Annotated in this window: 17 protein-coding genes; 9 read left to right on the top strand and 8 right to left on the bottom strand. The window is 71.3% G+C overall.

All coding sequences use genetic code 11. The features are described from left to right. Window positions 1–10: 10 nt before the first annotated feature. Entirely contained in the window at window positions 11–982 is a 972-nt protein-coding gene (locus KVT45_RS23340) for an aldo/keto reductase (protein ID WP_217550482.1), read from the bottom strand. 179 nt (window positions 983–1,161) lie between these two features. On the opposite strand from KVT45_RS23340, the gene KVT45_RS23335 reads away from it, so the two are divergent. Continuing rightward, the gene (locus KVT45_RS23335) at window positions 1,162–1,917 is read left to right on the top strand and encodes an HAD family hydrolase (RefSeq protein ID WP_217550480.1); all 756 of its coding nucleotides are present in this window, start codon (window positions 1,162–1,164) and stop codon (window positions 1,915–1,917) included. Window positions 1,918–1,919: 2 nt separating this feature from the next. Here the strand turns inward: KVT45_RS23335 and KVT45_RS23330 are convergent, their stop codons facing one another. The 3 genes from KVT45_RS23330 to KVT45_RS23320 all read right to left on the bottom strand — a co-directional run bounded on the left by KVT45_RS23330 (window position 1,920) and on the right by KVT45_RS23320 (window position 6,404). Next, window positions 1,920–3,356 (bottom strand): hypothetical protein, encoded by a 1,437-nt coding sequence (locus KVT45_RS23330; RefSeq protein ID WP_254647223.1) that lies wholly within the window; start codon window positions 3,354–3,356, stop codon window positions 1,920–1,922. A gap of 301 nt (window positions 3,357–3,657) precedes the next feature. Further along, entirely contained in the window at window positions 3,658–5,088 is a 1,431-nt protein-coding gene (gene argH / locus KVT45_RS23325) for an argininosuccinate lyase (RefSeq protein WP_217550478.1), read from the bottom strand. A gap of 119 nt (window positions 5,089–5,207) precedes the next feature. Next, the gene (locus KVT45_RS23320; RefSeq protein ID WP_217550476.1) at window positions 5,208–6,404 is read right to left on the bottom strand and encodes an argininosuccinate synthase; all 1,197 of its coding nucleotides are present in this window, start codon (window positions 6,402–6,404) and stop codon (window positions 5,208–5,210) included. A gap of 189 nt (window positions 6,405–6,593) precedes the next feature. Here KVT45_RS23320 and KVT45_RS23315 point away from each other — a divergent pair, with 189 nt between their 5' ends. The 3 genes from KVT45_RS23315 (at window position 6,594) to KVT45_RS23305 (ending at window position 8,884) form a co-directional block, all read left to right on the top strand. Then, complete coding sequence (locus KVT45_RS23315) at window positions 6,594–7,469, top strand: hypothetical protein (protein ID WP_217550474.1); 876 nt, start codon at window positions 6,594–6,596, stop codon at window positions 7,467–7,469. 119 nt (window positions 7,470–7,588) lie between these two features. Further along, complete coding sequence (locus tag KVT45_RS23310) at window positions 7,589–8,176, top strand: pyridoxamine 5'-phosphate oxidase family protein (protein ID WP_217550472.1); 588 nt, start codon at window positions 7,589–7,591, stop codon at window positions 8,174–8,176. A 3-nt stretch (window positions 8,177–8,179) separates the two neighbouring features. After that, window positions 8,180–8,884, top strand: coding sequence for a L,D-transpeptidase (locus KVT45_RS23305; protein ID WP_217550470.1), 705 nt, complete (start codon window positions 8,180–8,182; stop codon window positions 8,882–8,884). A 238-nt stretch (window positions 8,885–9,122) separates the two neighbouring features. On the opposite strand, the gene KVT45_RS23300 is transcribed toward KVT45_RS23305, so the two are convergent. Both KVT45_RS23300 and manD read right to left on the bottom strand, forming a co-directional pair. Further along, complete coding sequence (locus tag KVT45_RS23300; protein WP_217550468.1) at window positions 9,123–10,418, bottom strand: MFS transporter; 1,296 nt, start codon at window positions 10,416–10,418, stop codon at window positions 9,123–9,125. Between the two features lie 230 nt (window positions 10,419–10,648). Beyond that, window positions 10,649–11,875: a D-mannonate dehydratase ManD gene (gene manD / locus KVT45_RS23295; RefSeq protein WP_217550628.1), complete on the bottom strand. Its 1,227-nt coding sequence runs from the start codon at window positions 11,873–11,875 to the stop codon at window positions 10,649–10,651. 108 nt (window positions 11,876–11,983) lie between these two features. Between manD and KVT45_RS23290 the strand changes: the two genes are divergently transcribed. Both KVT45_RS23290 and KVT45_RS23285 read left to right on the top strand, forming a co-directional pair. Next, window positions 11,984–12,703 (top strand): FadR/GntR family transcriptional regulator, encoded by a 720-nt coding sequence (locus KVT45_RS23290; RefSeq protein ID WP_217550466.1) that lies wholly within the window; start codon window positions 11,984–11,986, stop codon window positions 12,701–12,703. Between the two features lie 75 nt (window positions 12,704–12,778). After that, window positions 12,779–13,741, top strand: coding sequence for an alpha/beta hydrolase (locus tag KVT45_RS23285; protein ID WP_217550464.1), 963 nt, complete (start codon window positions 12,779–12,781; stop codon window positions 13,739–13,741). On the opposite strand, the gene KVT45_RS23280 is transcribed toward KVT45_RS23285, so the two are convergent. Both KVT45_RS23280 and KVT45_RS23275 read right to left on the bottom strand, forming a co-directional pair. Next, complete coding sequence (locus KVT45_RS23280; RefSeq protein ID WP_308310846.1) at window positions 13,728–15,224, bottom strand: HAMP domain-containing sensor histidine kinase; 1,497 nt, start codon at window positions 15,222–15,224, stop codon at window positions 13,728–13,730. The two genes, KVT45_RS23285 and KVT45_RS23280, sit on opposite strands and share 14 nt — an antisense overlap. Window positions 15,225–15,229: 5 nt before the next feature. Continuing rightward, window positions 15,230–15,970 carry a response regulator transcription factor gene (locus tag KVT45_RS23275; RefSeq protein WP_217550462.1) on the bottom strand — a complete coding sequence of 247 codons (741 nt, stop codon included), beginning with the start codon at window positions 15,968–15,970 and terminating at the stop codon, window positions 15,230–15,232. Window positions 15,971–16,122: 152 nt separating this feature from the next. Here KVT45_RS23275 and KVT45_RS23270 point away from each other — a divergent pair, with 152 nt between their 5' ends. Genes KVT45_RS23270 through KVT45_RS23260 form a run of 3 tightly spaced genes read left to right on the top strand, consistent with a single transcriptional unit; the run spans window position 16,123 to window position 19,437 of the window. Next, window positions 16,123–17,481 carry a ferric reductase-like transmembrane domain-containing protein gene (locus tag KVT45_RS23270; protein ID WP_217550460.1) on the top strand — a complete coding sequence of 453 codons (1,359 nt, stop codon included), beginning with the start codon at window positions 16,123–16,125 and terminating at the stop codon, window positions 17,479–17,481. A 10-nt stretch (window positions 17,482–17,491) separates the two neighbouring features. Next, window positions 17,492–17,995: an FMN-binding protein gene (locus KVT45_RS23265; RefSeq protein ID WP_217550458.1), complete on the top strand. Its 504-nt coding sequence runs from the start codon at window positions 17,492–17,494 to the stop codon at window positions 17,993–17,995. 59 nt (window positions 17,996–18,054) lie between these two features. Beyond that, on the top strand, window positions 18,055–19,437 hold the full coding sequence (locus KVT45_RS23260) for a ferric reductase-like transmembrane domain-containing protein (protein ID WP_217550456.1): 1,383 nt from the start codon (window positions 18,055–18,057) through the stop codon (window positions 19,435–19,437). Window positions 19,438–19,476 lie beyond the last annotated feature (39 nt).

The following is a 19,476-nucleotide window of genomic DNA, read 5'->3' as shown; positions in this document are numbered from 1 at the left end:
AGGGGTCGCGTCAGTGCCAGGGCAGGCTGCCGCGTCGCTCCCAGTAGGCGCGCGGTTCCTCGGCCAGAGCGGCGAGCCGGGTCAGCTGGTCCGCGTCGAGGTCGACCACGGCCGCGTGGAGGTTGGAGGCGAGTTGGCCGAGCGTCGCCGCGCCGGAGAGGACCACCCCGGCCCAGGGCTCGCGCAGGACGACCGCGAGGGCGACGGCGTCCGCGCCCATGCCGGTCTCCTCGGCCACGGCCTGCACGGCGTCGGGGGCGTGCGGGGCGGCCAGCCGGCCGTTGGCCATGCCCTCCTTCACGATCACCGTCAGCCCGGCGTCGTGCGCCTCGGCGAGGGCCGGTCCTGCCGAGGTCTCCAGGACGTTGTACGTCGACTGGACGGTACGGAAGAGGGGCTCGCCGTCGACCGTGACGGCGAGGGCGGCGCGGATGGCGTCGGCCTGGGCGGGGCCACTGGTGGAGAAGCCGATGGTGAGGCCGGTGGCCGCGGCCTCGGCGAGGCGGGCGTGGAGTTCCTTGTCGGTGAGGGCTGGGCTGTCCGGGGTCACCGAGTGGATCTGGTAGAGGTCGAGCCGGCCGCCGAGCAGCGCGGCGGTCTCGGCGCGCTGACGGTCGTACGTCTGCAGGCTGTGGTCCTTGACCTCGTGCGTCTCGGCGTCCGCCGACCAGCCGGCCGTGTACGTGTAGCCCCACTTGCTGCCTACGACGATGTCCTGGACGTCCGGGCGGGCGGTCAGCCAGTCGGCCAGGAACTCCTCGGAGCGGCCGTAGGAGCGGGCCACGTCGAAGTAGCGGACGCCCTGGGCGTAGGCGGCGTCGAGGAGTTCGTGCGTGCGGGAGCGGAGGGCGCCGACGCTGCGGTCCTCGCCGAGGTCGGCTTCGCGGCCGAGGTTGATGTAGCCGGGGCGGCCGACCGCGGCGAGGCCGAGGCCGAGGTGCGCGGTGGGCGTGGTCACGGTGGCCAGGCGGCTGAACGGCATGGGGGCTCCCGGCACGGTCGGCGTAGGGGATCCCACCTCAGGAGAGGGATCCCGCACCAATCTACCCAGCCCCGCGCGGTTCGGTCTTGCGCCGGGAGCCGCCGCCGCATGTCAGGCCCGCGCTGTTTTCACTCCGGCGGTCCCGACTCGAAAGTGTTCGCCATGGGGAGGCACTCACCATGTCTGTGATCTTCTTCGACATCGGAGGGACCCTCGCGGATCCCCATGTGGACCCCGACGGCTCGCTGAGTCTGCGGCCCCTGCCGCGTGTCGCCGCCGCGCTCGACGCCCTCCGCGAGGTGCGCAAGGGCATCATCTCCAACCCCGGGTCGGGCGACGGTGCCGCAGCGCGGGCAGCGGGCGCGTTGGCGCAGGCGTTCCCCGGCCGTTTCACGGACGAGGCCCTTGTGCACTGGGGCGCGAAGGACAGCCGGGAGATCTTCGACCGGGCAGTCGCGAGCACGGGGGGTGCGACAGCCGACGACTGTGTCTTCGTGGGCGAGAACGCCCAGGAGCGCGCGTTCGCCCGGGAGGCGGGGATGCGTACCGCGACGCACCCGGTGTTCACCCTGGCCGCGATGGAGAACCGTCCCGTGTTCCGGGCGCGGATCGAGGTGCCGGACGGCCAGGACCAGCCGGCGTTGACCGCGGTCATGAACAGGACCGAGGCCGTTCCCGTGCAGGTCGTCTCCCGGCGACTCGTGGTGGCCATGGTGACCACCCGGGGCACCGAAGTGCTCGAGCGCGCCGGTTTCACGGTGGACGTGCAGGGAGGGGTGGAGGAGCTGGCGGGCACCGAGAAATTCGTCAGCGACCTGCTGGCCCGCGGCGAGGCGGTCTTCGAGGGTGAGGAGCCGACACCCGAGACGACGCACGTGGTCAAACGCGAGGACGACGGACGGCTCACCGTCCGTCGCCTGCGGTTTTTTCAGTGACTTCAGTCGAAGCACCGCCGGACCAGGGCCAGGCCCTCGCCGGTCGCGCTCCGCGAGATCTCGTGCGTCTTGAGCCGGGAGGGGCTGTCGTCCGCGAACGACGTGGCGGAGCGGTGCTCCGCGGGCACCTGGACCCGGCCGCGGCGGAAGAGGTCCTCGAGGAACGACGTCGCGACGCGTTCGGGGTCGGAGGGCCGCACCGAACCGCCGGCGGGGTCGGAGCCCGCGATGCCGAAGCGTCGCTCCTGCGCCGGGGCGGCGAGGGTGAGCGGCTGGGTGACGCCGTAGATCGTCCCCTGGACCGTGACGGGCGTCAGTCCCTCGTCGTCTCCACCGCCCGGCATCGACTCGGCGATTCCGGGGCTTCGGCGTGCCACCTCCGGCTCGGTGATGGAGGCGGCGGCCTCCAGGGAGAGAATGCCGTGCCGGATGAACGCCGAGCGCAGGGACTGGCCGTACATGCCGCCGTTGCGGCGCTGGTCCGCGGCGATCATGTGGCCCGCCACCTGCGCGTAGTAGGCGGACACCACGGGTGCGGCCACGACCGCGTCCACCAGCAGCTGTCCCGCGATCTCGGCCGCCCTGCCCAGACCGGCCTGGTCCTGCAGGTCCTGCTGCCTGAAGATCCCCGCGACGATCTTCAGGAAGGCGCCGCTGAACACCCGGGAGAACGAGTGCGGCTCACTGGAGAGCCTGCTCGCGGGCTCGCTGGGCGACAGCAGCACCGGGTCGCGGTAGAAGAAGTTGTTCGCCATGTTGCGCAGACAGTCCGGGTCCACCGCGCTCGGCGCGCCCTGGCGGATCGCCCAGCCCAGCTGCTCGGCCGTCCTGGACACCCGCGAGGACAGTTCGAGGTTGCCGTGCGTCTCGCCCAGGACCGCGATCCGCAGCGATTCCAGCTGGAGCGAGCCCAGCAGGGCGCTGATGTCGCCGAACGCCTCGTGCAGGGCGGCCGTCTCCGCGCTCGCCATGTTGAACAACTGGGGACGCAGGGCGTCGAGGACCCCGTGCCCCGTCTCGTGCAGGACGACCTCGTTGCTCTCGCACGAAGCGACGTTGACGCCTGCCACCGTGCTGCGGAAGAACCACACGCCTTTACGGTCGTAGAAGGCGTTCAGGTCGTCTCCTGCGTTGAGGTGCGCCGTGAGGGCGCGTCCGACCTGCGGATGCCACTTCGTCCCGGCCGGAACCAGCGGACCCCAGGTCTGGCTGGCCCGGCCGAGCGAGTCGGCCGCCACCCAGTAGCGAAACGCCTCGGTGCCGGGCCCGGCGCCGTTCGGCTGCGGCGCGGTCTCCGCGATGGCCGTCGGGAAGGGCTGGGTGTCCAGTTGGGGGACGGGATGCGGTACGGGCATGTTGATGTGCAGAGGATTTCCGCCGGGGTCGTCCTCGAACACCAGGACTGTCGGCATGGTCGCTTGCTGAGGCTGCACCGTCATGGCGGCTCCATGTGGGGGTGGGGTGGGGGGTGGTGAAGTGCACCGAAGAGACGCTTTTGATCAAAAGTGTCTCCTGGTTCAGTACGAGGCCCCGGTAGCCCGGTGTCAATTCGAACAGGAGCAGTCGGCAGTGCTTCCGACCGGCAGTGGTGCGGCCGAGCAGGCCGTCCCTGCTGGCCCACGCCCGGTACACACAGGCCGCCGAACGCGGCGGGTTCGGCGACCAGTCGAGGGACGGCGCAGCCAGAAGGGCCCGGACAATGTGTCCGGGCCCTTCTGGCTGCGCTGGCTCAGGCCTGGGCTAGGCCGTCCTGGCCGCCGCCCAGCCGTGCTGTGCCGCCACGTCCGCCTTGACCTCCGCCAGCTGCACTGCCACCGCGCTCGGTGCCGTACCGCCACGGCCGTTGCGGGAGGCGAGGGCGCCGGGGACGTTCAGGACCGTCCGTACCTCCGGCGTCAGGTGGGCGCTGATCTTCGCGAACTGGTCGTCGGTCAGTTCGTCCAGCTCCTTGCCCTCGGCCTCCGCCGCCTTCACGCACTCGCCGGCCACCTCGTGGGCGACCCGGAAGGGGACGCCCTGCTTGACCAGCCACTCGGCGATGTCGGTGGCGAGGGAGAAGCCGGCCGGGGCCAGTTCCTCCATGCGCTCGCGGTTGACGGTGAGGGTGGCCATCATGCCGGTGAAGGCTGGGAGCAGGACCTCCAGCTGGTCGCAGGAGTCGAAGACCGGCTCCTTGTCCTCCTGGAGGTCGCGGTTGTAGGCGAGGGGCAGCGCCTTGAGGGTGGCCATGAGGCCGGTCAGGTTGCCGATCAGGCGGCCGGACTTGCCGCGGGCCAGCTCCGCGATGTCGGGGTTCTTCTTCTGGGGCATGATCGACGAACCCGTGGAGAACGCGTCGTGCAGGGTCACGAAGGAGAACTCCTTCGTGTTCCAGATGATGACCTCCTCCGCGATCCGGGAGAGGTTCACGCCGATCATCGCGGTGATGAAGGCGAACTCCGCCACGAAGTCGCGGGAGGCCGTGCCGTCGATGGAGTTGGCGACGCTGCCGTGCTCGAAGCCGAGGTCGGCGGCGACCGCCTCCGGGTCCAGGCCGAGGGAGGAGCCCGCGAGGGCGCCGGAGCCGTACGGGGAGACGGCCGTGCGGTCGTCCCACTGCCGCAGGCGCTCGGCGTCCCGGGACAGGGACTGGACGTGGGCCAGGACGTGATGGGCGAAGAGGACCGGCTGGGCGTGCTGGAGGTGGGTGCGGCCGGGCATCGCCACGTCCGGGTGAGCCTCCGCGAGGCCGATGAGGGCGTCCTGGAGGTCGGCGATCAGGCCGCCGATGGTGCGGGCGTGGTCCCGGAGGTACATCCGGAAGAGGGTCGCGACCTGGTCGTTGCGGGAGCGGCCGGCGCGGAGCTTGCCGCCGAGGTCGGGGCCGAGGCGTTCGAGGAGGCCGCGCTCCAGCGCGGTGTGCACGTCCTCGTCGGCGATCGTGCCGACGAAGGAGCCGTCGGCGACGTCGGCCTCCAGCTGGTCGAGGCCGGCGATCATGCGCTGGAGCTCGTCCTCGGTGAGCAGGCCCGCCTTGTGCAGCACGCGCGCGTGGGCACGCGAACCGGCGATGTCGTAGGGCGCGAGCCGCCAGTCGAAGTGGACGGACGCGGACAGCTTCGCCAGGGCCTCGGCGGGACCGTCGGCGAAACGGCCGCCCCAGAGCCGTACGTCACCGCTGTTGCTGCTCACTTGCGTTGCTCCTAGAAGAGATACGGATGTGGCACCGCCTCCCCGGCCATGAACGGGGAGGCGGTCGTCACGCTACTGGCTGCGCGAGGTCGCGACCGGTCACGCGAGGTCGCGTCGGGCTACGCCCGCAGTTGACGCTGCGCCGCGATCTTCGACGACAGGCTGTAGATGTCGATGAAGCCCTTGGCCGCGGCTTGGTCGAACGAGTCGCCGGTGTCGTAGGTGGCGAGGTTGAAGTCGTAGAGGGAGGAGGCGGAGCGGCGGCCGGTGACGACCGCGCGGCCGCCGTGCAGGGTCATGCGGATGTCGCCGGTGACGTGCAGGCTGGCCTCGTCGACGAAGCCGTCCAGGGCGCGCTTGAGCGGGGAGAACCACTGGCCGTCGTAGACGAGTTCGCCCCAGCGCTGCTCCACCTGCCGCTTGTAGCGGGCGAGTTCGCGCTCGACGGTGACGTTCTCCAGCTCCTGGTGGGCCGTGATGAGCGCGATCGCGCCCGGCGCCTCGTACACCTCGCGGGACTTGATGCCGACGAGACGGTCCTCGACCATGTCGATACGGCCGACACCCTGGGCGCCGGCGCGCTCGTTGAGCTCCTGGATCGCCTGGAGCACGGTGACCGGCCTGCCGTCGATCGCGACCGGGGCGCCCGCCTCGAAGGTGATGACCACCTCGTCGGCCTCGCGCGGGACGGCCGGGTTCTGGGTGTACTCGTAGATGTCCTCGATCGGGCCGTTCCAGATGTCTTCCAGGAAGCCGGTCTCGACGGCGCGGCCGAAGACGTTCTGGTCGATGGAGTACGGGGACTTCTTGGTGGTCGCGATCGGAAGGCGCTTGGCCTCGCAGAAGGCGATGGCCTTGTCGCGGGTCATCGCGTAGTCGCGGACCGGTGCGATGCAGGTGAGGTCGGGGGCGAGGGCGACGATGCCGGCCTCGAAGCGGACCTGGTCGTTGCCCTTGCCGGTGCAGCCGTGGGCGACCGTGCCGGCGCCGTGCTTGCGGGCGGCGGCGACCAGGTGCTTGACGATCGTCGGCCGGGAGAGGGCGGAGACCAGCGGGTAGCGGTCCATGTAGAGGGCGTTGGCCTTGATCGCCGGGAGGCAGTACTCGTCGGCGAACTCGTCCCTGGCGTCGGCGACCTCGGCCTCTACCGCGCCGCACGCCAGGGCGCGCTTGCGGATGACGTCCAGGTCCTCGCCGCCCTGGCCGACGTCCACCGCGACGGCGATGACCTCGGCGCCCGTCTCCTCGGCGATCCAGCCGATGGCGACGGAGGTGTCCAGCCCGCCGGAGTAGGCGAGTACGACGCGCTCGGTCATGGGTCCCTCCTCCCGTACATCCACTTGCTATGCATGAGTATGCAGAGCTCTGCATGATTCGTCAATCCGACCGACTTCGGCGGACAGATATGAAAAAGGTTTGAACAAACGAAACCGCTTTCTCGTACCCATCCCTGAACGCCGGCGCCGCGTTTGTAAACCCACCTCTGACCCAAGTGAGGCATCCGCATGTCCAGGGCTCTTCCGAAGTACAACAAGCGTCGCGTCGTGCTCATCGGCGGCGCTGCCGCCGTGGCGCTCTCCGGTGCGGTCATCGCCGGTTCGGCCCTCGCCGGTACGCCCGACAAGAGCAGTGGCACGAGCAACGCGCGCACCCTCGCCGCCTCGCCCGGCACCATCACCTGCCCGGACGTCGCCTCCCAGCTGCCCGCGATCCCGGCCTCCGCGAAGGCCGAGGTCGACCGGAACCTCACGCTCCTGCAGACGCAGATCCAGGAGGCCAACAAGCGACTGGTCGACACGGTGGGCCAGGGCGGACCGAACTTCGTGAACAACGCGATCCTCGGCCCCCTCAAGGACAAGCGGGTGGCGACCGTCAACCGGATCGCGACCGCGATCGGCCGTACGGCCGCCAAGCCGACCGGCCTGGACTCGCTGGCGCCGTGCACCCTGAACGCGAGCGGGACGAGCACCAACACGGGCAGCGGTACGGCGACGGGCACCGCCTCCGCCTCGGCCGCACCGAGCACGGCCGCGACCCAGCAGCAGTCGACGGGCAGCACCGGCAGCACGAGCACCGGCACCAGTGCCGTCGGGACGATCACCTGCCCGGACGTCGCCTCGCAGCTGCCCGCGATCCCCGCGTCCGCGCAGGCGGAGGTCGACCGCAACCTCACCCTGCTCCAGACTCAGATCTCCGAGGCCAACAACCGGCTCCAGACCACGGTCGGCCAGGGTGGCCCGAACTTCGTGCAGAACGCGATCCTCGGCCCGCTGGAGGACAAGCGGAAGTCGACCATCGACCGGATCGCCATCGCGATCGGCCGGACGTCGACCAAGCCGACCGGCCTCGACTCCCTGGCCGCCTGCACGCTCACCAAGTGACGTGACAGGCAGCTGTGGCCGCCCCGTGTACAGCGCCGGCCGGGGCGGCCACGGTGAGGCCTGTCCGGATCGCGGAATTGCTTAGACGTGCGAAGTAAATGCGCCGATAATTTCCAGGTATGGGAAAGACCTATGAGCGCATCGACGGCAGGCTCCGCACGTTCATCGAGGAACAGCCCCTGTTCTTCACCGCCACCGCCCCGCTCGCGGGCGACGGCACGGTCAACCTCTCCCCCAAGGGCCTCAGGGGCTCCTTCGCCGTACTCGACGAACGCACCCTGGCCTACCTGGACTTCGCCGGCTCCAACGCCGAGACCATCGCCCATCTGCGGGAGAACGGCCGTATCACCCTGATGTGGTGCGCGTTCCAGGGCCCGCCGAACATCGTGCGGGTGCACGGCCGCGGTGAGGCGGTCTTCCGCGACGACCCGCGCTTCGCGGAACTCCTCACCCGTTTCCCGGACATCGACCCGGCCCTGCACGGCCTGCGCGCGATCATCGTCGTACACGCCGAACTCATTCGCGACAGCTGTGGTTACGCGGTCCCCTACATGGCGTACGAGGCCGACCGTGAGCTGCACGGGAAGCGCTTCGCGCGCGAGGACGACGCCTCGCTGAGCGCGTACTTCGAGAAGAAGGACCACATCGCGGTGAGCCTGGACGGCCTACCCGGGCTGCCGTTGCCGCTGCCCCCGTCTACCGTCTGAGCCATGCGTCCAGGCGTCGTCGTCACCCTTGTCTCCGCGTCCCTGCTGCTGCTCGGTGCGGCACCGGGCGGCAGGGATCCGCAACCGCTGCCCGCCCAGCTGGCCGACACGGGCGGCGGCAGCCAGCTGATCACCGCGGAGGCGTCCGCACTGAGCTCGACGTCGGGGACCCTGACCTGGTGGGAGCGCCGGGACGGGCAGTGGGCGCAGGTGGGATCGGCCGCCGCGCGGTTCGGCGCGAAGGGGCTGGTCGAGGGGGACAAACGGCAGCAGGGGACGAACACGACCCCGACGGGCCTGTACGACCTGCCGTTCGGGTTCGGCCTCCAGGCGGCGCCGACGGGGACCTCCGTCGAGTACCGGCCGGTGACGGCGAATTCGTGGTGGTGCCAGGACAACGACTCGACCTCCTACAACCGTTGGGTCGAGCCGCTGCCGTCCGACTGCCGGGCCGCCGAGTCGGAGAAGTTGTCGTCGTACACGACGCAGTACGCGTACGCGCTGGTGATCGGGTTCAACTACCGGCAGCCCGTGCGGGGGCGGGGGGCCGGGATCTTTCTGCATGTCAACGGGCAGGGGGCCACGGCAGGGTGTGTGTCGGTGCCGGAGGAGGCGATGCGGGAGATCGCGCGGTGGGCGGATCCGGCGAAGGCACCGCATATCGCCATCGGGACGATCAGCGGGAGTACGGCGCTTTCCCGGTACTGATCGCCGACCGGCAGAACGGGCCTGATCCTCGGCGCCGGGTACGACGGGTACCCGGCGGAGATCGGGCGCGTGCACCGGTTCCTCGCGCGCCGGAGATCCGACGTCGGGCATCGCTGATCCCCTCGGTCGTCCGCGTACTGCGGCCTCGCTGGATCCGACGAACCGTCCCCGGTTTCCAGGAGTCCCCGAACCGGGTTCCAAGAGAGCGGTCCGTCCGAGTCGGGGCCGGGCGGCGGTCTCAGACGCGAGTGATCGGTGCCGAGCGGCCGGGTATGTGCTCTCGCCCCACCTCCGGCACGCGCAGGATGGCGGCGGCGCCGAGCAGACCGAGCGCCGCCAGCGTCAGGTACAGCGTTGGGTAGCCGCCGAGGGCGATCAGCGCCGGTGCGGCGAAGGGGACCAGCGACTGGGGCAGCGCGACGGCGATGTTGATGATGGCCAGGTCCTTCGCGGTGTCGGCGGCGCTGGGCAGCACCCGCATGCACAGTGCGAGGTCGACGGCGAGGAACGTGCCGACGGCGAAGCCGAGCAGCCCGGAGGCGACCACGACCGTGGTGACGGTGTCGGCGGTCGACATCAGGACCAGGGCGGCAGCGGCGGCGATGCCCGCGAAGACGACGAAGGGCCGCTGCCTGCGAAGCGCGTCGGAGGCGTATCCGGCCAGCGCACTGGAGATTCCCAGGCAGACGACGCTCACCAGGCCGGCTTCGAGGGTGACCGTACCGACCCTGGACTTGCTCACGTCCAGGTGCTGCATGAGGAAGAAGGCGGTGTAGCCGCCGGCGGAGTACGTGCACATGATCAGGAAGCGCACGAGCCAGGCCCAGCCGAACGCGGGATGCCGGTAGGGGTTGAACCAGAACGCGCCGGCCAGGGTGCGCAGGTCCAGCGGCGGTCTCGGCTCCGTGCTGGGCGGATCGCGGAACAGCAGCACCGCGACGAGGGTGGTGCCGAAAGAGCCCGCGGCGAGGGCGAGCCACTGTGCCGCCGCGCCCGCCGGGAAGGCGTCGGCCACCGCGATCCCCGCGAGCGGGCCGACCGCCGCGACGAGCCCGACCAGCCCGGACACCAGACCGCGCCGGTCGGGTGCGACCTGGTCGGCCATGATCGCCACGTTCGCGGCGAACTGGAAGTTGCCCGCCACCTGTGCCAGGCACCACAGCAGGACGACCTGCCAGACAGCGGTCGTCACGGTCATCGCCGCGAGTACGAGGGCGAAGACGAGTGACCCGGTGAGGATCCAGGTGCGGCGCCTTCCGAACCGTGCGCGGGTCCGGTCGGAGAGACGGCCGCCGATCGGGGTGGCCACGACCGCGCAGAGTGCGCCGAATCCGGTGACGACACCGAGCGCGGATCGTGCGCCCGGGCCGGCGATCGAGTCGAGGCGGAGGACGAGCAGCAGTTGCAACGGGGTCGTCAGGGCTGCGTAGAAGCCGATCTGGGTGAGCAGCATCGCCGGGACGAACCGGCGCAGCGGGGTGGGCCGGGCGCTGCGGTCTGCCCGCCGGGCCAGCGGGACGTACGGGGCGGTCATGTGCACTCCTTCGTGCGAACTGACTGGGTGATGCGTCGACCTGCCCATGCGGCTGCGGCGAGGCTGGGCAGGGCGGGGGCGGCCGGAACGGCTTGCCGACGGAGGTGCCGGGCGGCCATCGTGACCGGCACCCGCCCGTCGGCTGGGCGTGCGCACGGCGGGTCAGGAGGTGCGGGATACGGGCGGTCCTGTGACGGCCGACAGCGCGTGAGCCGTGGGAACCCGCGCCGTCACCAGTCGTGGACCGTGCCGTCGACGGCGAGGCGGTTCACCGGCAGATACGCGCTCTGGTAGGGGAAGGCCGCGGCGGCGTCGAGGTCCATCTCGACTCCCAGGCCCGGGCGGTCACCCGGGTGCAGGAGGCCGTCCTCGAAGCGGTAGCCGGTCCGGAAGACCTCCAGCGTCTGCGCGCTGTGGCGCATGTACTCCTGGATACCGAAGTTGTGGATCGCCAGGCCGAGGTGCAGTGCGGCGGCCATGCCGTTGGGGGAGACGTCGGTGGGGCCGTGCATGCCGGACTTGATCTGGTGGAGGGCGGCGAAGTCGAGGAGCTTGCGCATGGCCGTGATGCCGCCGGTGTGCGTCACCGCCGAGCGCACGTAGTCGATGAGATGCTCGCTGATCAGCGTCTGGTAGTCCCAGACCGTGTTGAACACCTCGCCGAGGGCGAGCGGTGTCGTGGTGTGCCCGCGCACCAGCCGCAGGCCCGCGGGGTTCTCGGCCGGGGTGCAGTCCTCCAGCCAGAACAGGTCGTAGGGCTCCAGGCTCTTGCCCAGCCGCGCGGCCTGGATCGGTGTCATCCGGTGGTGCCCGTCGTGCAGCAGCGGCAGTTCCGGCCCGTACTTGGCCCGGACGGCCTCGAAGACGGTCGGCACATGGCGCAGGTAGGCCCGGGTGTCCCACTGCTCCTCGGCCGGGCGGGCGGCGGTGCGCGCGGGTTCGTAGTCGTACCGCTCTCCGCTGCCGCCGCCGGCCACACCGTAGATCTGGCCGAGACCGGGTACTCCCGTCTGGATGCGCACGGCCCGGTACCCGGCGTCCAGGTGCTGGTCGACGGAGTCGAACAGCTGGGGCAGGTCGCCGCCGGACGCGTGGCCGTAGGCGAGGAGCCCCCGTCGGCTCGCGCCGCCGAGCAGCTGGTACAGCGGCATCTGGGCACACTTGGCCTTGATGTCCCACAACGCCACGTCCACGGCGGCGATGGCGGCCATCGTGACCGGGCCGCGGCGCCAGTAGCCCCCGCGGTACAGGTACTGCCAGGTGTCCTCGACCGCGCGGGCGTCGCGGCCGAGCAGCACCGGGTTCACGTGGTCGCGCAGGTAGCTCGCCACGGCGAGTTCGCGGCCGTTGAGCGTGGCATCGCCCCAGCCGACCACGCCGTCCTCGGTCTCCAGCCGTAGACTCACGAAGTTGCGGCCCGGGCAGGTGACGACGACTTCGGCGGATGTGATCTTCACGGTCATGCCTCTCGGATCCGAGAAACATCCTCTTGGTAGGACGTTTGTAGCCGCAAAGTTAAAATGAAGGATGTTTGGCGTCAACCGTCTGACAGGAGGCCGTCTCCCGTGGCTGCGCGGACCCGGGGCCAGATCGTGGCCCAGCAACTGCTCGACGACATCACCTCGGGGGTGTTCGAGCAGGGCTCGAAGCTGCCGCCCGAACGCGAGCTGATGACGCGCTACGGCGTGGGCCGGAACTCGCTGCGCGAGGCCGTCCAGAGCCTGGTCGCCACGGGCGTCCTGGACGTGCGCGCCGGCGCCGGGACCACGGTCCAGAAGATCGACGGCAGCTCGGCCATCACACAGGGCTTCACGGCCGCGATGCTGCAGGACGCGGCCGTCGGCGAACTCCTCGAACTGCGCGTCCTGCTGGAGGTCGACGCGGCGGCCCGAGCGGCCGCACGCGCCGAAGAGGCGGAACTACAGGAGATCCGTGCCGCCCTGGCCGCCTACCAGGACGCCGTCCGCCGCGACGAGGACCTCTACGCGCGAGACGTCGCCTTCCACCGCTCGATCGCGGCGGCCGCGCACAACCGCCTCTATCTCAGCGTCGTCGACACCACCGCCCAGCTGCTGGAACGATTCATGCGCGCCGCACACCACACCCCCACGGACGTCAGGGCCGCGGCCCAGGAGCACGCGCTGATCGCCCACCACATCCTGCTCGGCGACTCGGAGTCGGCCGCCGCGGCCATGCGGGCGCACCTCGCGTCGAGCAATGAGCGGCGCAACCGGCGCGAAGAGACCGCACCCCCGGCGACGGACGGCTTCCCTGCGAACCCTTGACGCCACACCAGGCCCGACCTATCGTCCCACCGATAGATCTTGCATCACTAAACATCCCACCTAAGGGGAGGATGGATGACGAAGGAACTGGCCGCCCCCGTCCGTGCGCTGCTGGAGCAGTACCGGTCGATGGGGGAAGGGGTCCAGGACATCGAGGCCGCGCTCCCGCAACTGCGGGCCTGGCGGGCGCCGGACCTCTCCGACGGGCCGGTGGACGACGTCGAGATCAGCGACATCACGATCGGGGACGTCCCGGTCCGTCTGTACCGGCCCGCCGGTGACGGCGGCCTTCCGCTGCACGTCTACTTCCACGGCGGCGGGGTCGTCCTCGGCTCCGCGCTGGCCGGGGATCTGGACGGGCTGCTCTCCCGACGCGCCCACGACGCCGCGTGCCTCGTGGCGTCGGTCGAGTACCGGCTGGCTCCGGAACACCGGTTCCCGGCCGGCGCCGACGACTGCTACACCGCGTTGACGGGGCTGGTCGCGGACGCCGAGCGACACGGCATCGCACGCGGCGCCGTCACGGTGGGCGGTGCGTCCGCGGGCGGGAACCTCGCGGCCGTGGTCGCGCTGATGGCACGGGACCTGGGCGGCCCCGCCATCGCCCTGCAGCTGCTGGAGGCCGCCGGCACCGACCTCACCAAGACGTCGAGCGCGTGGCGGCACCCTCGTCCGGAACACGACACGACACGCGAGGCGGACCTCGCCATGATCGATCTCTACCTCTCCTCGCTCGCCGAGCGGGCCCACCCCTACGCGTCCCCGCTCTTCGCCCCCAGCCTCGACGGCGTGGCACCCGCCTACCTCGTCAACGCGGAGTTCGACCCGCGCAGGGACGAGTGCGAGGCCTATGCGGCCCGGTTGCGTGACGCCGGCGTGCAGGCGGTCAGCCGGACCCTGCCCGGCCACGTCCACGGATCGTTCGGGCTGCCGGACTGGCAGCCCGCACGCGACTGGCGGGCCGCGGCCAACGCGGTCCTCGCCTCGGCCAACGCCGCCGCACGGGCCGGCCGGCCCCTCCGCCTCACAGCTCTGTAGCGCTCCGCGCACCGGTTGCCGGAAGCCCGACCGTGAACGTCGTCGATCCCGGGGCGCTTTCCAGGGCCACCGTCCCCCCGTGCGCCTCCACCACCGCCGCCACGATCGACAGGCCCAGGCCCGCTCCGCCTCCGGAGGCGTCCGCGCGGCGGCGGTGTTCTGCTCTGGTGAAGCGTTCGAAGACGCCGGGCTGGATGTCCGGGGGAATGCCGGGGCCGTCGTCGTGGACGTGGAGGACCGCCGTCGCGTCGTCCGTCTCCAGGGTCACCGTCACCTTCGTGCCGGCGGGGGTGTGCAGACGTGCGTTGGCCAGCAGGTTGGCCAGTACCTGTTGGAGGCGGTGGGTGTCGCCGGTCACCGTCACCGGTTCTTCGGGGAGGTCGAGGGTCCAGCGGTGGTCGGGGCCCGCGGCACGGGCGTCCGTGACCGCGTCCAGGACGAGGTGGGTGAGGTCGACCGGGTGGCTCTCCAGGGGGCGGCCGGCGTCCAGGCGGGCCAGGAGGAGGAGGTCGTCGACCATCTCGCCCATGCGGGAGGACTCGGCGGCGATGCGTTCCAGGGCCCGGGTGATCTCGGGGGGCAGGGGGCCCGGGTGGAGCAGCGCCAGTTCCGCGTGGCCGCGGACCGAAGCGACCGGGGTGCGCAGTTCGTGGCTGGCGTCGGCCGCGAAGGAGCGCAGGCGTTCCTCGCTCGCGTGGCGTTTCGTCAGCGCGTCCTCGACATGGCCCAGCATGCGGTTGAAGGCGGCGGCCACCCGGCCGACCTCGCTGCGGGGGTCGGATTCGGGGGCCCGGGGCGGCAGGGCCACCTCGCCGCTGGCGAGTGAGAGTTCGCTGACCCGGGTGGCCGTGGCCGCGACCCGGCTCAGCGGACGCAGGGACCAGCGGACCCAGAGGGCGCCGGCCACCCCCGCGGTGGCGAGGGCGAGGCCGAAGACGCCGGCGGCGACCAGCTCCAGGCGGTGGACGGTGGCCCGTACCGGCTCCAGGGGCAGACCGGTGATCAGGACGTCGCCGTCGCGGCCCGTCCAGGCCAGCAGCCGGTAGTCGCCGATCGAGGAGAGGGGGACCGTGTGGCCGCGGCCGTCCACCTGCAGTGCGGCGAGGGCCGCACGGTCGTGGTCCGTGAGGGCGACGGTCAGGTCCGGGTCGGCTCCGGAGGGGATCAGGGCCGCGTTGGTGACCCGGCCCTTGAGCAGGCGGGCGCCGAAGGTGCCGGCGGCCTGGCGGCGGGTGTCGCCGTGCTCGTCGCCGTCCCGGTCGCTGGGCTTGAACGTCCCGTGTTCGAGGGACTGCGGGAAGCTCGCGCCGGTCTGCTGGAGCTGCTGGTCCAGGCGGCCCGTGAGGAAGCCGTTCAGTTCGACCACCGCCGCGACGCCCACGGCCGCACAGCTCACCGCCAGCAGCACGACCAGGCCCGCGGTGAGGCGGGCCCGGAGGGTGCGGGGGCGGGGCAGGTGCCGTAGCCGTCGCAGGAGATTCACCCTGGTCACCTGGTCACCGGCTTGAGGACGTAGCCCGCGCCGCGGACCGTGTGGATCATGGGTTCGCGGCCCGAGTCCACCTTCTTGCGCAGGTAGGAGATGTACAGCTCGACGACATGGGCGCGGCCGCCGAAGTCGTAGGACCAGACGCGGTCGAGGATCTGTGCCTTGCTGAGGACGCGGCGCGGGTTGCGCATCAGGAAGCGGAGGAGCTCGAACTCGGTCGGGGAGAGCTCGATCAGCTCGCCCGCCCGGGTCACCTCGCGGGCCTCCTCGTCCATGGTCAGATCTCCGACGACCAGCCGGGGACCGTCCTCCTGCTGGCGGGCCATGCCGGCGCGGCGCAGCAGGCCGCGCAGCCGGGCGACCACCTCCTCCAGGCTGAAGGGCTTGGTGACGTAGTCGTCGCCGCCCGCGGTGATACCGGCGATACGGTCCTCGACGGCGTCCCGGGCGGTGAGGAAGAGCACACAGACGTCCGGCTTCACCTGGTGCAGCGAGCGGAGCACGGCGAAGCCGTCGGTGTCCGGGAGCATCACGTCGAGGACCACCGCGTCCGGCAGCAGCTCCCGGGCCGTGGCCAGTGCGGCCGCGCCGTCGCCGGCCGCGCGGACCTCCCAGCCCTCGTAGCGCAGGGCGCCGGTGAGGACCTCCGCGAGGTCGGGGTCGTCGTCGACGACGAGGACGCGGAGCGGGGTGCCGTCGGGGCGGGTGAGGGCGGGGCGGCCGGAGCGGGTCGTGTTCATCGCGTCTACCAGCATCGCCCCTGCGGGTGGCGAGGAGGGACCACGGGTGCTCTGAGTTTGCTCTGAGTGCGCTGAGCAGGGCGGGGACTGAGAGGTCCCTCAGAGGTTCGGGCTGCACAGTGGCGGCACCGGACGGAGAAAGGACCCGACTCATGACGACCGTGGACGAACGGCATACGGCCCCGGCCGTGCCCGCCGTGGCCACGCGCCGCTCCCCCGCCGCCGCCGTGCTCGCCGTGCTGTGGGCCGGAGCGGCGGCCGTGATCGTGCTGTGGTGGTCGGACACCGGCTCGGTCGTCGGAGCGGCCGGCTGGCTGACCGGGGCCGGGCGGATGGCCGGGCTGCTGTGCGGGTACGCCTGCGCGGTGCTCGTCGGCCTGATGGCCCGGGTGCCGCTGCTGGAGGTCCGGGTCGGCTCCGACCGGGTGGCGCGGTGGCATGCGATGGCCGGGCGGTACACGGTGTGTCTGCTGGTCGCGCACATCGCGCTGATCCTCACCGGATACGCGGCCCAGGACCACGCCTCGATCGTCCACGAGACGTTGAACGTCGTCCTGGACTACCCCGACATGCTCAAGGCGACCGCCGGCACGGTGATCCTCTTCGCCGTCGGCATCACCTCGATGCGCGCGGCGCGCCGGCGTACCAGCTACGAGTTCTGGTACTACGTCCACCTCCTCACCTACGCGGCCGTCTTCCTCGCCTTCTTCCACCAGCTGACGCTGGGCAACGACTTCAACGGCAAGCCGGTCGCCACCGCCTTCTGGTACGCGCTGTACCTGGGGGTCGCGGCTCTGGTGGTGTGGTTCCGGCTGCTGGCGCCGGTGCGGCTCAACCTCCGGCACCGGCTGCGGGTGGAGTCCGTGCAGCAGGAGGCGCCCGGCGTGTACTCCGTCGTGGTGCGGGGCCGGCGGATCGGTGAACTGGGCGCGCAGGCGGGGCAGTTCTTCCGCTGGCGGTTCTTCGGCGGCGACGGCATGGGCTGGGCGTCCACGCCGTACTCGCTGTCGGCGCCGCCGCGCGGCGACCTGCTGCGGATCACGGTCAAAGCTCTCGGCGACCACAGCACGGCCGTGGCGCTGCTGCGCCCCGGTACCCGGGTGTGGGCGGAGGGGCCGTACGGCTCCCTCACCGCCGACCGGGCCACCGGCCACCGCTCCCTGCTGATCGCGGCCGGCGTCGGGGTCACCCCGCTGCGGGCGCTCTTCGAGACGCTGCCCGGCGAGGTCACGCTGCTCTACCGGGCGCGTAGCGCCGAGGACCTGGCGCTGGGCGGCGAGCTGGAGGCGATCGCGCGGTGGCGCGGGGCCCGGGTGCTCTACGCCCTCAACGGTCCGCGCGGCGAACGCCCCGCCCTCACGGCGGACGCGCTGCGGGCGACCGTCCCCGGTCTCGCCGGGCACGACGTGTACATCTGCGGCCCGCACGGCTTCGCCCAGGAGCTGTACGGCGCGCTGCGGGCCGCCGGAGTGCCGGACCGCCGTATCCACCACGAGTCGTTCGAGCTGTGAGGCCCCTGTCGTGCACGCACTGAACAAGAACCGGCCGCTGCGCCGCATCATGCTGGCGAGTGCCGCCACCGTCTCCGGGATAGTGATGCTGCTGGCGCTGAAGCCGCACACCGCCCCGACCGTGATCACCGACTCGGCGGCCCCCGCCCCGTCGGCCGCCGCGAGCGCCTCACCGGGCGCGAGCAGCGGCTCGGGCAGCTCCGGCAGCTCCGGCAAGTCCGGGAGCAGCAGCACCGGCACCAAGACCGTCACCGGGGACACCGTCCAGACCCGCTGGGGCCCCGTCCAGGTGAAGGTGACCATCAAGAACGGCAAGATCACCGACGTCACGGCGCTCCAGTACCCGTCGGACAACCCCAGGGACCAGCAGATCAACGACTACGCCCTGCCGCAGCTGCGCAGCGAGGCGCTGGCGGCGCAGAGCGCGAGCATCGACACCGTCTCCGGGGCCACCTACACCAGCCAGGGCTACCAGCAGTCACTCCAGTCCGCACTGGACTCCGCGGGTCTCTGAACACTCGGGCAGTACGGCACGTATCTGTGGGCCAAGGGTCAATTCCCTACGGAGGAACCGTGACCACCACGCTCGCAGGCGGACGTGCCGCCCGACGACAGACGATGCGCCGCATCCGCCCGCGCCGCTCCCCGGCAGTTCCGCTGCTGCTCGCCGTATGGGCGGGCGCGGCGGCCGTGCTGTGGCTGTGGTGGCACAACACCCCGTCCATCGCCGACCAGAACGGCAAGATCCTCAACGCGGGCCGGATCACCGGCCTGCTGGCGGGCTATCTGATGGCACTGGTGGTGCTCCAGATGGCCCGGGTGCCCGCGCTGGAGCGGCGGGTCGGCTCCGACCGCGTCGCCCGCTGGCACGCGATGAGCGGCCGCTACACGCTCTGCCTGGTCTTCGCGCACGTCTTCCTCATCATGTGGGGCTACGCGCTGCAGGCCGGCAAGACGCTGAACGACATCGTCCAGCAGACCATCGACTCCGTGAACCAGCTCCCCGACATGGGCAAGGCCGCCATCGGCACCGGCCTGTTCGTCGTCATCGGCCTGACCTCGATCGGCCCGGTCCGGCGCCGGATGCCGTACGACACCTGGTACCACGTGCACCTGCTGACGTACGCGGCGGTGTTCCTGACCTTCTGGCACCAGATCACCACCGGCAACGACTTCGCGCTCACGCCGATGGCCAAGACCTTCTGGTACGGGCTGTACGGCGCGGTCACCGCGCTGGTGGTCTGGTACCGGATCCTCACCCCGATCCGGCTCAACCTGCGGCACCGCATGCGGGTCGAGGCGGTCATCGAGGAGACGCCGGGCATCGTGTCGGTGCTGATCGGCGGGCGCAAGCTGCACCGGATGGGCGCGGAGGCCGGCCAGTTCTTCCGCTGGCGGTTCATGGCCCCCGGGATGCGGTTCAGCTCGCACCCGTACTCCCTGTCGGCGGCACCCCGCCCCGACATGCTGCGGATCACCGTCAAGGCGATCGGCGACCACAGCGCGCGGCTGCGCGAACTACGGCCCGGCACCAAGGTGTGGGCCGAAGGGCCGTACGGGGCGATGACCGCGTCCCGGCGCAGCCGCGGCAAGGTCCTGCTGGTGGCGGGCGGCGTCGGGATCACGCCCATGCGGGCGCTGTTCGAGACGCTGCCCGGCGCCGCGGGCGACCTGACCCTGCTCTACCGGGCCAACACCACGCAGGACCTGGCCCTCTGGGACGAACTGGCGAAGATCGCCAACGAGCGCGGGGCCCGGCTGATGTACGCGGTCAACAGCCCGGAGGGCGAGCGTCCTGACATCTCCGCCGAGAACCTCCAGCGGAAGATCCCGGACATCGACAACCACGACGTCTTCATGTGCGGCCCGCCCGGGTTCGCGCAGGGCGTGTACGAAGCACTGCGCGGCGCGGGAGTTCCCGCCCGCCGCATCCATCACGAGTCGTTCGAGATGTGAGCGACGGGACCACACGGGAATCCAGGGAATCGGGAGTTC

The sequence above is a fragment of the Streptomyces sp. GbtcB6 genome, assembly GCF_019091475.1.
In the GTDB taxonomy this organism is placed as follows: Bacteria; Actinomycetota; Actinomycetes; order Streptomycetales; family Streptomycetaceae; genus Streptomyces; species Streptomyces hyaluromycini.
Note: the sequence above shows the minus strand (reverse complement) of the source record. Positions and strands in the feature narration are given on the sequence as shown.